Genomic DNA, 13,951 nt, shown 5'->3' with positions numbered 1-13,951 from the left:
GCCGCCGGGGGGTACCACGCGGGCCGGTGATCGGGCCGGACCAGGTCACGTCGCCGGCCCTCGCGCATCGTGGGGCGAAGGAGCCTCGGCGTGCCGGGGCGGGGGCGGCGGCGCGGTGCCCGGCTGCCGTGCGTCGCCGGGCCGAGAGGCACCGGACCTGCCGGGCGGGCAGGGGGCGGCGGCGCAGTGGCCGGCTGCCCCGCATCGCGGGGCGAAGAGGCCCCCGGCGTACCGGGGCGGGCGGGGGCGGCGGCGCGGTGGCCGGCTGCCCCGCGTCGCAGGGCGGAGAGGCACCGGACCTGCCGGGCGGGCGGGGGGCGGCGGCGCGGTGGCCGGCTGCCCCGCATCGCGGGGCGAAGAGGCCCCCGGCGTGCCGGGGCGGGGGCGGCGGCGCGGTGGCCGGCTGCCCTGCGTCCCTGGGCGGAGAGGCACGGGCCCGGGCGGCCCTGCGACGGCGCGGCGCGCGGGGCCTGCCGGGGCGCGGTGTTCCGGGTCCGCCCCGCGGTCCCGGCGGCGGGGGCCGGGCCCGGCGGGAGCGGAAGGGTTCCGGGGGGGTCAGCGGCCGCGCAGGCGGCGGACCAGGATGCTCGCGTCCCCGCGGGACTCGAGGTCGGCGAGGACCACGGCCACCGCCTCGCGGACGATGCGGCCGCGGTCGACGGCCAGCCCGTGCTCCCCGCGCAGCACCAGCCGCGCGTGTTCCAGGTCCATGAGCTCCTCGGCGGAGACGTAGACCGTGATCTTCTCGTCGTGCCGTTCACGGCCGCTGGGCCGCCGGTTCGCACCGCGGCCCTGCCCCTTGCCCCGGCGGGTCGCGCCGGTCGGGGCGGCGACCGCCCCGCCGGCCGGGCCGACGGGGCTGACAGAACCTTCCTGCGGTCGTCGCGGCTGCCCCACGACGGGCCCGCCGGACGCCGTGCCGGCCTCAGCCTCCCGGCTGCGGCCCGCCCCCGCCGTGCCCTCGGCCGAACTCGCCGAGTGTTCCGCGACGGGTGCCTCGTCGACCCCGCGCCGCGGCGAGGACGACTGGAGCGCCATCCCCCCGGTCGTACGGAACAGTTCGTCGGCTCCGGGCAGACTCACTCGGCGTGACACCGGGCGAGCACCTCCCTGGCCAGCTGGCGGTAGGCGGCGGCGCCGACGGAGTTGGACGCGTACGTCGTGATCGGCTCACCGGCGACCGTGGTCTCCGGGAAGCGCACCGTGCGGCCGATGACCGTGTGGTAGACGTGGTCGTCGAAGGCCTCGACGACGCGCGCCAGCACCTCACGGCTGTGCACCGTACGGGAGTCGTACATCGTGGCGAGGATGCCGTCGAGCTCCAGCTCGGGGTTGAGCCGCTCCTGCACCTTCTCGATGGTCTCGGTCAGCAGCGCCACGCCGCGCAGCGCGAAGAACTCGCACTCCAGCGGGACGATGACCTTGTGAGCCGCCGTCAGGGCGTTCACGGTCAGCAGACCGAGCGAGGGCTGACAGTCGATCACGATGTAGTCGTAGTCGGCCATCAGGGGCTTCAGGGCCCGCTGCAGGGTGGACTCGCGCGCGACCTCACTGACCAACTGCACTTCCGCAGCGGACAGGTCGATGTTGCTCGGCAGCAGGTCCATGTTGGGGACCGCCGTCTTGAGCAGCACCTCGTCGGCCGACATGCCCCGCTCCATGAGCAGGTTGTAGACCGTCAGGTCGAGTTCCATCGGGTTCACGCCGAGACCCACGGACAGCGCGCCCTGCGGGTCGAAGTCGACGAGCAGCACGCGGCGCCCGTACTCGGCGAGCGCGGCACCCAGGTTGATGGTCGACGTGGTCTTGCCCACGCCGCCCTTCTGGTTGCACATCGCGATGATCTTCGCCGGACCGTGGTCGGTCAGCGGACCCGGGATCGGGAAGTACGGGAGCGGGCGTCCGGTCGGGCCGATCCGCTCACGGCGCTGGCGGGCAGCGTCGGGGGCGAGGGTGGCCGCGTACTCGGGGTCCGGTTCGTACTCCGCGTCGGGGTCGTAGAAGTGCCCTTCGGGCACATTGTCGTAGTCGGCGAAACCAGTGGGCTTTTCGCCGCTCAGGTCGCCGGCCCTGGAGTTCACGTCTAGGCCGTCCATGCTCTTTTGGGGCGTCGTCATGTGCTGGTGGTTTGCGAAGGTGCGTACCGCGACGGAGCCGACGGCTTCGAGCCCGGCAGGGCCTTGGCCCCGCTCGGGCATCCCTGCTCGACCACCCCCAGGGGCAAATGTCGACTCATTCACAAGTCGTCTTACCTCCTCGGACGTGACCAGGACACTTATCGATAGGTCAGCGTGGCACCATGCCGACGGTTGGCGACTCTATGGCGTGTCACCACTCAGCGGCAACACAATCCGCCGGACCCGGCACGATGTGTCGGCAACCGAACACCACTCTGTCAAGGGCGTGCGAGCTGTCGCTGCGAAGTTTCGCGGGTGTGCGAAAGGGTTAAAGGGTTACGTTCGAGGCGAGTTGAGCGGGGTCTCCGGACACGCCTCAAACGCGTCCGGCCGGACCTTGCGGGCAAGGTCCGGCCGGATACGTGAGATTGACGTCAGTCGTTGACGCGTCAGCCGAGGAGCGTGCTCAGCTCAAGGGTCTCGAGGCCGTGGGCCTCGGCGACCGGACCGTAAACGACCTGCCCGTCATGGGTGTTGAGACCCAGCGCGAGCGCGGGGTCACGGCGCAGCGCCTCGACCCAGCCGAGGTTCGCGAGCTGCACGATGTAGGGCAGCGTGGCGTTCGTCAGTGCGTAGGTGGAGGTGTTCGGCACCGCGCCCGGCATGTTGGCGACGCAGTAGAAGACCGAGTTGTGGACCTGGAAGGTCGGCTCGGCGTGGGTGGTCGGACGGGAGTCCTCGAAGCAGCCGCCCTGGTCGATCGCAATGTCGACAAGTACACTTCCGGGCTTCATCTTGGCGACGAGCTCGTTGGTGACCAGCTTCGGGGCCTTCGCACCCGGGATCAGCACCGCGCCGATGACGAGGTCGGCCTCGACGACGGCCTTCTCGAGCTCGAAGGCGTTGGAGACGATCGTCTTGATCTTCGTGCCGAAGATCTTGTCGGCCTCGCGGAGCTTGTTGATGTCGCGGTCGAGCAGGGTCACGTGGAAGCCCATGCCGATGGCGATCTGCGCGGCGTTCCAGCCGGAGACGCCGCCGCCGATGACCACGCACTCACCGGCGTGGGTGCCGGGGACACCGCCCGGGAGGACGCCGCGGCCGCCGGCCGAGCGCATCAGGTGGTAGGCGCCGACCTGCGGGGCCAGCCGGCCCGCGACCTCGGACATCGGGGCGAGCAGCGGCAGCGCGCGGTTGGCGAGCTCGACCGTCTCGTACGCGATGGCGGTGGTGCCGGACTCCAGCAGGGCGTCCGTGCACTCGCGGGAGGCCGCCAGGTGCAGGTAGGTGAAGAGGGTCTGGTCCTTGCGGAGGCGGTGATACTCCTCCGCGATCGGCTCCTTGACCTTCAGCAGCAGGTCGGCGGTGGCCCAGACCTCGTCGGCGGTGCCGAGGATCTCCGCACCGGCCGAGACGTACTCGGCGTCCGTGATCGAGGAGCCGACACCGGCGTTCTGCTCGATGAAGACCTGGTGGCCGTTGCGGACCAGCTCATGCACGCCGGCGGGCGTGATGGCGACCCGGAACTCGTTGTTCTTGACCTCGCGGGGGATGCCGACCTTCATCGTCGATCACGGTCCTTGGCTCAGGGGATATTTCGGGGCACTTCCATACATACCCGCCCACAAGAACGCGCAACGGGATGCACCACGGGATGTCGTGGTGAAGCCAGTCTAATGAAGGACGACGCGCTGTCTAGCCTTGCAAACAAATAATCTCAGTCGATATCACTGCGGATTTCGCAGGCTGCGGGGTCGTCACCCAGCAATCTGTCGGCTGCGGAGCGGTGCAGCCTCGCGGCCGCGGGGTCGCCCAGCCGGTCCAGCGTGTCGGCCAGCCGGACCTGCAGCGCGGCCTGAAGCCGCTGGTCGCCGGCCCTGCGCGCGAGCTCCACCGCCTCCCGGCAGGTGTGCAGCGATTCCTCGGGCCGTCCCGCGTACTCCTGGACCCGCGCCATCTCGCTCAACGCCTTTGCCTGCCCCGGCACATCGGCCAGTTTCCGGTAGCCCGCGGCGGCCGCCCGCCAGCTGCGCAGCGCGTCCCCGTACCGGCCCGCGTACGTGTGCACGTTCCCCAGCCGCCCGTACAGCCGGGCCTCGTCCGCGCGCTCCCCCCGCGCGAGGGCCTGGGAAAGGGCCCGGCCGAACCAGTCGGCGGCCCGGTGCCAGTCCGCCAGCTCCTGGTACGCGCCGCCTACGGATTCCATCGCGCGGCCGGTCGCGTACGGGTCCCCGGCGGCCTTTCCCGCGACCAGCGCGGCCCGGTAGCGCTCCAGGGCCTCGTGGGTCCGGCCGGTCTCGGCGTCCAGATCGGCCAGGTTCAGCAGCGCGGCGGCCTGCTCCCGGTGCAGGCCGCGGCGTTCTGCCACGTCCAGGACCAGCCGGTGCAGCCCGTACAGCTCCGGGGCGGCCCCGGCGGTGCCCCGGTGCTCCGCCAGGGCCCGCACGAGGGCGGCGACCAGCCGGCGGGCCAGGGTGTCCAGCTCCCCGTCGGCCACGGCCAGCGAGGCGGCCGCGGAGAGCGCGGGCAGCCGGGTGTCCAGCCAGGTGGCGGCGGCCCGCCGGTCCGGGAACCGCAGGGCGCGCGGCAGGCCGTCCAGCACCTCCCGGACCTCCTCCTCGTCCGCCGAGGCCATCGCCCCGCAGGAGTGCAGCAGCCGGACCGTGCGCTCCAGCATCCGGGCCCGGGCCAGCTGGACCTCGGCGGGCCGCTCCTTGGCCTCCAGCAGGGCCTGCAGCATGGGTGCGAGGCAGCCGGGCAGCAGGAACAGTCCGTCATGCGCGCCCTGTACGAGTCCCAGCCCGGCGAAATCGTCCAGCGTGGCCTGGGCCGCGGCCACGGAGCAGCCGGCGAGGGCGGAGGTGGTGTGCGAGTCGACGAGGCCGGCCGGGGCCAGCGGCAGCAGCCGCAGGGTCCGCTGGGCGGGCTGCGGCAGGGACTCGTAGACGAGCCGGAAACACCGGGCGAGCGGGCCGCCGGCGAGGCCCGGCATCTCGTGCAGCTGCTTGGCCACATCGGCGACGGAGGCCTTGGGCCGGGCGGCGAGCCACCCGCCGACGAGGCCGAGCGCGGCGGGCTGGCCCCCGCACTCCTCGGCGAGGGCGTCGGCGGCCCGGGGGTCGGCGGTGACGCGGGTGTCGCCGATGTGCCGGGCGAGCAGCTCCACGGCGGAGGGCGTGTCGAGCCCGCCGAGGGTGCAGGGCCGCACGTCCGGAATCCCCGTGAGGGGCCCCTCGGAGGTGACCACGACGAGGCACTCGGGGGTGTCCGGCAGCAGGGCGTCGACCTGGTGCGGATCAGCGGCGTCGTCGACCAGGATGATCACCCGCCGGCCGTTGAGCGCGGTGCGCAGGGCCGAGCTCAGCTCGTCCTCGCCGGCTCCGGGCGGGGTGGGCAGCCCGAGCCCTTCCAACAGGCCCCTGACGGCGCGTTCGGTGTCCACCGTCTCCCCTCCGGGGAGGACGAGCCGGGTGCGGAGCACCCCGTCGGGGTACTCGTGCGCCACCTCGCGCACGAACTCCTCGGCGAGGGCCGTCCGCCCGGAGCCCGGCCGTCCGGCGACGAGCAGCACCCTCGCCCGGGGCGCCTTGGCCTTCCGGCCGGAGAGGGTGTCGAGCCCGGTCCGCGCGATGTCCTCGCGCAGCTCCTTGAGCTCACGCCGCCGCCCGACGAAATCCGTCACGGATCCGCTCCTCTCACTGCCTTCGGATGGCGAGCGTAGTTCACGCAGAGCGACGACCCGTGTGGAGCGCGGCGGGCAAATCCCCCAATCGGATCAGCGGATGGTCCTCTTTTTTCACGCGCCGCTCGCGCGGACTCGGCCCCGGCGAGTCCCCCGGCTACCGCTGGGAGGTGCCCCAGGGGCTCCGCCCCGGACCCCGCGCCTCAAACGCCGGCGGGGCTGAAAAATCCAGCACCGCCGGCGTTCGAGGCGATCTTTCAGCCCGTCCGGCGCTTGAGGACCGGGGTCCGGGGCCGGCCCCGGCAGTGGCGGCGCGGGCTACGCCTCGTACGGGCGGGCCCGCCAGGGGGCCAGGGCCGGGCGGAGGGCTTCGATGCCGCCCTCGGAGGCCAGCGCGGCGGAAAGGGCCAGGACGCCCGTCACCAGCCCGGGATTGCCCAGCTCACCGGCGAGGATCCCGCGTACCAGGTCACCGAGCGGAACACGGGCGATCTCCATGTCCGCCTCCTCGTCGGAGACCACGTACCGCTCCCCCTCCGCCTCTGCGAGGTCCCGCGCCAGGAAGACCCGTACCGCCTCGTCCGACCCTCCCGGGGAGGTGAAGAAGTCGGCCAGCACCCGCCAGTCCTCCGCCCTGACGTGCGCCTCCTCGTACAGCTCCCGCTGCGCCGCGTGCAGCGGGTTCTCCCCCGCCACGTCCAGCAGCCCCGCCGGCAGCTCCCACAGCCGGTGCCGCACGGGGTGCCGGAACTGCCGCAGGACCAGCACCCGCTGCTGCTCGTCGAGGGCCAGCACGCACACCGAGCCGGGGTGCACCTGGTAGTCGCGGCGCACCACCGCGCGGTCCGGCATCCGGACCTGGTCCGATTTGACGGAGGTCTTCGCGCCCTCGAACGGGGTGCGCGAGGCGACGACCTCCCACGACTCCGGTGTGTCCACGATGTCGTTTCCGATGTCGTTGCCCATGGCCATGGCCGATACCTTCCCGAGAACGCGACAGCCGGGGCACGATCCGTGCCCCGGCTGTCTACGTTATGCGGTTAGGCGCTCACTTCGCGGACTGCTGCCGCTCCACGGCGGCCTTGACCAGGCCCGCGAACAGCGGGTGCGGGCGCGTGGGGCGCGAGCGCAGCTCCGGGTGGGCCTGGGTGGCCACCAGGTAGGGGTGCACCTCGCGCGGGTACTCGACGTACTCGACGAGCTTGTTGTCCGGGGAGGTGCCGGAGAAGACGAGGCCCGCCTTCTTCTCCAGTTCGCCGCGGTAGGAGTTGTTGACCTCGTAGCGGTGGCGGTGGCGCTCGTCGACGTACGCCTGGTCGCCGTAGACCTCACGGACGATCGAGCCCTCGGCGAGCTTCGCCGGGTACATGCCCAGACGCATGGTGCCGCCCAGGTCGCCCGCGCCCTCGACGAAGGCCAGCTGCTCCTCCATGGTCGAGATGACGGGGTGCGGGGTGGAGGCGTCGAACTCCGTGGAGTTGGCGTCCTCGATGCCCGCCAGGTTCCGCGCCGCCTCGATGACCACGCACTGCAGGCCCAGGCACAGGCCGAGGAGCGGGATCTTGTTCTCGCGGGCGTAGGTGATCGCGCCGACCTTGCCGTTGACACCGCGGTCGCCGAAGCCGCCGGGCACGCAGACCGCGTCCACGTCGGCCAGCTGCGCCGCGGCGCCCGCCGGGGTCTTGCAGTCGTCGGAGGCCACCCACTTGATCTCGACCCGGGCCTTGTTGGCGAAACCGCCGGCGCGCAGCGCCTCGGTCACCGACAGGTAGGCGTCGGGCAGGTCGATGTACTTGCCGACGAGCGCGACCTTGACCTCGTGGTCGGGGTTGTGGACGCGGTCCAGCAGGTCCTCCCACACCGTCCAGTCGACGTCGCGGAAGGGCAGGTCGAGCTTGCGCACGACGTACGCGTCCAGGCCCTCGGTGTGCAGCACCTTCGGGATGTCGTAGATCGACTTGGCGTCGATGGCCGCGACCACGGCCGCCTCGTCCACGTCGCACATCAGCGAGATCTTGCGCTTGATGGAGGTCGGGACCTCGCGGTCGGCGCGCAGCACGATCGCGTCGGGCTGGATGCCGATGTTGCGCAGGGCCGCGACCGAGTGCTGGGTCGGCTTGGTCTTCAGCTCGCCGGAGGGGCCGATGTAGGGCAGCAGCGAGATGTGCACGACGAAGACGTTGTCGCGGCCGACCTCGTGGCGGACCTGTCGGACGGTCTCCAGGAACGGCAGCGACTCGATGTCGCCGACGGTGCCGCCGACCTCGGTGATGACGACGTCGACGTCCTCGGTCGCCATGCGGCGGATGCGGTGCTTGATCTCGTTGGTGATGTGCGGGATGACCTGCACGGTGTCACCGAGGTACTCGCCGCGCCGCTCCTTGGCGATGACCTGCGAGTAGACCTGGCCGGTGGTGACGTTGGCCGAGCCGTCGAGGTCGACGTCGAGGAAGCGCTCGTAGTGTCCGATGTCCAGGTCGGTCTCGGCGCCGTCGTTGGTGACGAACACCTCACCGTGCTGGAACGGGTTCATGGTGCCCGGGTCGACGTTCAGGTACGGGTCGAGCTTCTGCATCGTGACCCGAAGACCGCGCGCCTTCAGCAGCGCACCCAGGCTGGAGGCCGTCAGGCCCTTGCCGAGGGAGGAAGCGACACCCCCGGTGACGAAGATGTGCTTGGTCGTCATGGCTGTGCTGTTTCGAAAAGCAGCGGGCGGCATCGCCAAGAGGGGGCTCCCGTGGTCGCGAGGTGAGGTGCGTCCGGCGCCGGCCACCGTCGATCCGGAAGGGTCTCTGGGGGCGCCGAAGCTGCGGTTTCGGGGCTCCTGATTCGCACAGGCAGACCACCGGTCCACGGGGTACCAGCCTATCAGCGCCCGGGCCGGTCCGCCTCCGGCCACGCGGCGTCAGCGGCCGGTAGCAGGGCGCCGAAGTGCGCCGGGCCGGTGCGGCGCCTGCTCACCCGTTCGGCCCAGCCGCATTCTTCCGGGGCTTAAGGAGATCACTAGGGTGCACGTCATATCCTGCTCGGATATTGCGAACATCACCGCCGGGCAGTCCGTCAGACGGCCTAACCGAGCCGATATGCGGAATCATGGGCTCAACGCGGAGATCCCCACCCACAGGTGACCGCGCAAACGCGCAATGCAAGCGCCCTTCGGGGCGGACGTGGCCGTTCGACTGGAGATGCACGTGTCCGGGCGCATCGAGGATTACGCACTGATCGGGGACATGCAGACCGCGGCGCTGGTCTGCCGGGACGGGGCGGTGGACTGGCTGTGCCTGCCCCGCTTCGACTCCCATGCCGTGTTCGCGAGCATTCTCGGCACCGAGGATCACGGGTTCTGGCGGATCGGCCCGGCGTACCCGGCCGGCTCCGAGGCCCCGCGTGCCGACCGCCGCCGCTACCGCGGTGACTCGCTGGTGCTGGAGTCGGAGTGGGACACGCCCCGCGGAAAGGTGCGCGTGATCGACTTCATGCCGCCCCGCGAGGACCACGCGCCGCAGCTGATCCGCATCGTGGAGGGCGTCAGCGGGCGCGTCCCGATGCGCTCGGCGCTGCGGATGCGCTTCAGCTACGGGCGGGTGGTGCCCTGGGTCCACAAGGTCGACGGGCGCACGGTCGCCGTCGCCGGCCCCGACTCGGTCTGGCTGGACACCGAGGCCCAGACCTACGGCAAGGACCTGACGACGTACTCCGACTTCACGGTCGGACCCGGCGACCGGATGGCCTTCAGCATCAGCTGGCAGCCCTCGCACAAGGGCGCGCCGGAGTCCCCCGACGCCGGGGCGGCCCTGGAGTCGACCACCGACTTCTGGCGCGAGTGGGTCGACCAGTGCACCTACCACGGGCCCTACCGGGAGGCCGTGGTCCGCTCCCTGATCACGCTCAAGGCCCTCACGTACGGCCCCACGGGCGGGATCGTCGCCGCGCCGACCACCTCCCTGCCGGAGGAGATCGGCGGGGTCCGCAACTGGGACTACCGCTACACCTGGCTGCGCGACGCGGCCATCACCCTCTCCTCGCTGCTGCGCACCGGCTACCGCGAGGAGGCCCGTGCCTGGCGCGAGTGGCTGCTGCGCGCGGTGGCCGGGGACCCGGAGAACCTGCAGATCATGTACGGGATCGCGGGTGAGCGGGAGCTCGGCGAGACCGAGCTGGACTGGCTGCCCGGCTACGAGAACTCCCGCCCGGTCCGCGTCGGCAACGGCGCCGCGGGCCAGCTCCAGCTCGACGTCTACGGCGAGGTCACCGAGGCCCTGCACCTGGGTCACATGACGGGCCTGGCCCGCAGCGACTACGCCTCGCTGCTCCAGCTCAAGCTGATCCGCTACCTGGAGACCCACTGGGACCAGCCGGACGAGGGCATCTGGGAGGTGCGCGGCCCGCGCCGCCACTTCGTGCACTCGAAGGTGATGGCCTGGGTGGCCGTGGACCGCACGATCAAGCTGATCGAGAGCGGGGACGCGGACGGCCCCCTGGACCGGTGGCGCGAGCTGCGCGACGAGATCCACCAGGACGTGTGCGAGAAGGGCTACGACAAGGAGCGCAACACCTTCACCCAGTCGTACGGGTCGAAGGAGCTGGACGCCTCCCTCCTGCTGATCCCGCAGATGGGCTTCCTGCCGCCCGACGACAAGCGGGTCATCGGCACCATCGAGGCGATCCAGCGCGAGCTGTCCACGCCCGACGGGTTCATCCTGCGCTACCCGACGGCGGGCGAGGAGGCCGGCGTGGACGGCCTTGAGGGCGACGAGGGGGCCTTCCTGGCCTGCTCGTTCTGGATGGCCGACGACCTGGCGATGATCGGCCGGGTGGACGAGGCGCGGCGGCTGTTCGAGCGGCTGCTGTCGCTGCGCAACGACCTGGGTCTGCTGGCGGAGGAGTGGGATCCGCGGCTCCAGCGGCAGGTGGGGAACTTCCCGCAGGCCTTCAGCCACGTTCCGCTGATCGACACGGCGCTGCGGCTGACGGCGAGCGGGGCTTACGGGGGGTAGCGCGCTCCCCGGCCATGAGCGGGGCCCGGCTCGGGTCCCGCTCGGGCGTACGGGGCGCGGGCCGCTCGCCGCGCCCCTCCGCACCCCGCCCCCTACGCTGGAAGGGTCCTTTGCCCTCCGCTGGAAGGGGCGGCCATGGCTCCCCTCTCGAAGGCGGGCGCGGCGCTGACCGCGCTCCGCGAGGACCTGTCCGGCGAGGTGTTCACCCCGCAGGACCCGGGGTACGACGGGGCCCGGACGGTCTTCAACGCGATGATCGACCGCAAGCCCGCCGTCATCGCCCAGTGCGAGAGCACGGCGGACGTGGTGACCGCCGTGCGTTTCGCGAGGGACCTCGACCTGAAGGTCGCGGTGCGCGGCGGCGGCCACAGCGTGGCCGGGATGTCCCTCAACGACGGCGGCCTCGTCGTGGACCTGCGCCGGATGCACGAGGTGACGGTCCATCCGGCGGCGAGGGCCGTGCACATCGAGGGCGGGGCCACGATGAGCCACCTCGACCGGGCCTGCCAGCCCTATGACCTGGCCACCACCGGCGGCCGGGCCTCCACCACCGGAGTCGGCGGCTTCGTGCTGGGCGGCGGGACCGGCTGGCTGGACCGGAAGTTCGGCCTGGCGGTGGACAACCTGCTGGGCGTGGACCTGGTCACCGCGGACGGCGAGCTGCTGCACGTGACCGCCGAGGACCATCCCGAGCTGTTCTGGGGGCTGCACGGCGGTGGCGGGAACTTCGGCGTCGCCACCTCGCTGACCCTGCGCCTGCACGAACTGCCCGCCATGTCGATCGCGTTCGTGCTGTACCTGCCCGAACGCGGGCCCGAGGTGGTCCGCGCGTTCCGGGACCTCATCGAGGCCGGGCCGCCGGAGGCCTCCGGCGCCGCCCTCTACGTGACCGGCCCGCCCGAGGACTTCGTACCGCCGCACCTGGTCGGGCTGCTGCTGGCCGGCGCGCTGCTGACGTACGCGGGCCCGGAGGAGGAGATGCGCGAGCTGGCACGGCCGCTGCTGGCGATCCCCCACGAGTCCGAGATCGTCACGGCCATCCCGTACGCCGACCTCCAGTCCATGATCGACGACCCGCCGGGGATGCGGAACTACTGGTCGGCGGAGTACCTCACGGGTATCCCGGACGAGTTCGTGAACGCCTTCTGCGCCCGCGCCGAGTCCATGCCGGTGCCGACCGGCACCCAGCACCTGGTCTTCCCGCAGGGCGGCGCCATCGCCTCCGGCCCGGCCGACTACCCGGTGCCGTACCGCGACGCGCCCTGGGCGGTGCACCCGTTCGGGATCTGGGAGGACGAGGCCGACGACGAGAGGTGCCGGCAGTGGGTCAAGGACGTCCGGGCCGACGTCGAGCCGTGGAGCACCGGCGCGGTGTACCTGAACTTCATCGGGGACGAGGGCGGGGACCGGGTGGTGTCCGGTCTGGGCAGCGAGAGCATGCGGCGGCTGGGCGAGCTGAAGCGGAAGTACGACCCGGACAACGTCTTCCGCTTCAACCACAACATCCGGCCGCTCTGAGGCTCACGTGAGGGCGGCGATCACCTCCCGCGCCGCCCGCTCGCCCTCGGTGGCGCCGCCTTCCATGAAGCCCTGGAAGTCGTAGCTGCAGTGCTCACCGCCGATGTGGACGTTGCCCTGTGCGGTGCCCTCGTACTTGGCGTAGCGGTGCAGGTAGCCGGTGGGCCAGTACGAGTACGCGCCGAGCGAGTGCGGGTTGCGGTGCCAGGCGGAGAGCTGGGCCTTGCCCGTCCAGACGGCCTTGGTGCCCGGGTAGAAGGCGTCGATGCCGGTCAGCATGCGGCCGGCGAGGGCGCGCACGTACGGGTCGGTCTCGGTGGCGAAGGGGGTCGCGGGGGTGAGCGACCCGGCGAGGGTGCCGCCGCCGTACTGGAGCAGGATGCCGCCCGTGCCGGGCTGGACCTTGGTGGTGTCCCAGGTCTGCTGGACGTCGGAGTCGGTGAAGCAGTCGCCGGCGGAGACCCCGGGCCAGGGGCCGGTGCCGCGCCAGGGGCGGGCGGTGAACTGCATGTTGAGCTTGGTGCAGTAGCCCATCCGGGCATCGCGCAGCAGGTTCCGCATGAGCGGGTCGAAGCCGGCCTGCGAGGTGTCGATGCGCTGGAGGATCGGCAGGGGCAGGCACAGGATCGTGTGGTCGGCGACGGTGGTGCGAACGGATCCGGAGTCGTTGAAGGTCAGCGTCTGGGTGCCGTCGGCGTTGGCCCGTACGGCGACCAGCTCACGGCCCATCACGATCGAGCCGGCGGGCAGGGCGGCGGCGATGGCGTTCGGCAGCCGGTCGTTGCCGCCGGTGATGTGGTAGCGCTCGTTGGACAGGCCCCAGACGTTGAAGTTGCCCGGGTTGGGCTGGTAGCCCATCAGCAGGACGAGGGCGAGCGCGGACTGCTGGTTCGTGTCCGCGCCGTACTCGACGTTGTAGGCCACGTCGATGAAGCGGCCGAGCTGCGAGCCGTGGCCGCCGGGGATCCGGCTCTCGATCCACTCGTACAGGGTCATGTTGTCGAGGGCGGTGCCGGCGGGGGTGCTGCTGTTCCAGGAGACCTCCCCGGCTTCCGAGAGGTCCCGGTGCAGGGCCTGGTAGACGGCCTTGAAGTCCTCGTCGGCCCGGGTGCGGGAGTAGTACTCCCCGTTGAACCAGAGGACTTCCTCCGCCCCGTTGGGGCCGCCGCCGAGGAAGTCCTCGGTGGGCAGGTTGAACCGGCGGCAGAGCTCCAGGATCTTCTTGTGGCTGGTGTCGATCAGCTCGCCGCCGATCTCGGAGGTCTGCCCGTACGCCCAGTGGCTCCGCTGGGTCCACATCCGGCCGCCGACACGGCTCGGGTTGGCCTCGTAGAGGGTGCAGGCGACGCCCGCGTCCTTGAGGGTGAGGGCGGCGGTCAGGCCGGAGATGCCGGCGCCGATGACGGCGACGCGGGCCGGGGCGACGGGCTTCTTGTCGGGGGTGGCCCCGGCGGCGTGGGCGGCCCCGGCCGCGGATCCGGCGAGGGCGGCGCCGAGGCCGAGGGCGGCGGCGCGGCCGAGGAGTTCACGGCGGGTGGATCCGCGGACCTCGGCGGCGGGCATGCCGAGGCGGGCTGCCGCGGCGTGCTCGGCGGCGAGGCGGCGCAGGGCGTGCATGAGGGGCGTACGGGCCATGG

Annotated in this window: 9 protein-coding genes; 2 read left to right on the top strand and 7 right to left on the bottom strand. The window is 71.9% G+C overall.

Annotation, left to right across the window (positions count from 1 at the left end; genetic code table 11):
* Positions 1 to 555 precede the first annotated feature (555 nt).
* From IF88_RS0131425 to IF88_RS0131400, 6 genes are all read right to left on the bottom strand, one after another.
* Positions 556 to 1,095 (bottom strand): hypothetical protein, encoded by a 540-nt coding sequence (locus tag IF88_RS0131425; RefSeq protein ID WP_199808163.1) that lies wholly within the window; start codon positions 1,093 to 1,095, stop codon positions 556 to 558.
* The gene (locus tag IF88_RS0131420) at positions 1,080 to 2,198 is read right to left on the bottom strand and encodes a ParA family protein (protein ID WP_030720087.1); all 1,119 of its coding nucleotides are present in this window, start codon (positions 2,196 to 2,198) and stop codon (positions 1,080 to 1,082) included. Before IF88_RS0131420 ends, IF88_RS0131425 begins: the two co-directional genes overlap by 16 nt.
* 368 nt (positions 2,199 to 2,566) lie before the next feature.
* Positions 2,567 to 3,682, bottom strand: a complete 1,116-nt coding sequence (gene ald / locus IF88_RS0131415; RefSeq protein WP_030720084.1) for an alanine dehydrogenase — start codon at positions 3,680 to 3,682, stop codon at positions 2,567 to 2,569.
* 152 nt (positions 3,683 to 3,834) lie between these two features.
* A complete protein-coding gene (locus tag IF88_RS0131410; protein WP_051837892.1) occupies positions 3,835 to 5,799 on the bottom strand; it encodes a tetratricopeptide repeat protein in 1,965 nt (654 codons plus the stop codon).
* A gap of 318 nt (positions 5,800 to 6,117) precedes the next feature.
* Positions 6,118 to 6,771 (bottom strand): NUDIX domain-containing protein, encoded by a 654-nt coding sequence (locus tag IF88_RS0131405; RefSeq protein ID WP_234323763.1) that lies wholly within the window; start codon positions 6,769 to 6,771, stop codon positions 6,118 to 6,120.
* A 76-nt stretch (positions 6,772 to 6,847) separates the two neighbouring features.
* A complete protein-coding gene (locus tag IF88_RS0131400) occupies positions 6,848 to 8,518 on the bottom strand; it encodes a CTP synthase (RefSeq protein WP_030720074.1) in 1,671 nt (556 codons plus the stop codon).
* A gap of 466 nt (positions 8,519 to 8,984) precedes the next feature.
* Between IF88_RS0131400 and IF88_RS0131395 the strand changes: the two genes are divergently transcribed.
* Together IF88_RS0131395 and IF88_RS0131390 are read left to right on the top strand one after the other, a co-directional pair.
* Entirely contained in the window at positions 8,985 to 10,796 is a 1,812-nt protein-coding gene (locus IF88_RS0131395) for a glycoside hydrolase family 15 protein (protein WP_030720071.1), read from the top strand.
* 135 nt (positions 10,797 to 10,931) lie between these two features.
* Entirely contained in the window at positions 10,932 to 12,314 is a 1,383-nt protein-coding gene (locus tag IF88_RS0131390; RefSeq protein WP_030720069.1) for an FAD-binding oxidoreductase, read from the top strand.
* Positions 12,315 to 12,317: 3 nt separating this feature from the next.
* Here the strand turns inward: IF88_RS0131390 and IF88_RS0131385 are convergent, their stop codons facing one another.
* Complete coding sequence (locus IF88_RS0131385; RefSeq protein ID WP_030720066.1) at positions 12,318 to 13,949, bottom strand: flavin monoamine oxidase family protein; 1,632 nt, start codon at positions 13,947 to 13,949, stop codon at positions 12,318 to 12,320.
* Positions 13,950 to 13,951 lie beyond the last annotated feature (2 nt).

The sequence above is a fragment of the Streptomyces sp. NRRL F-2580 genome (assembly GCF_000720115.1).
Classification (GTDB): domain Bacteria; phylum Actinomycetota; class Actinomycetes; order Streptomycetales; family Streptomycetaceae; genus Streptomyces.
Note: the sequence above shows the minus strand (reverse complement) of the source record. Positions and strands in the feature narration are given on the sequence as shown.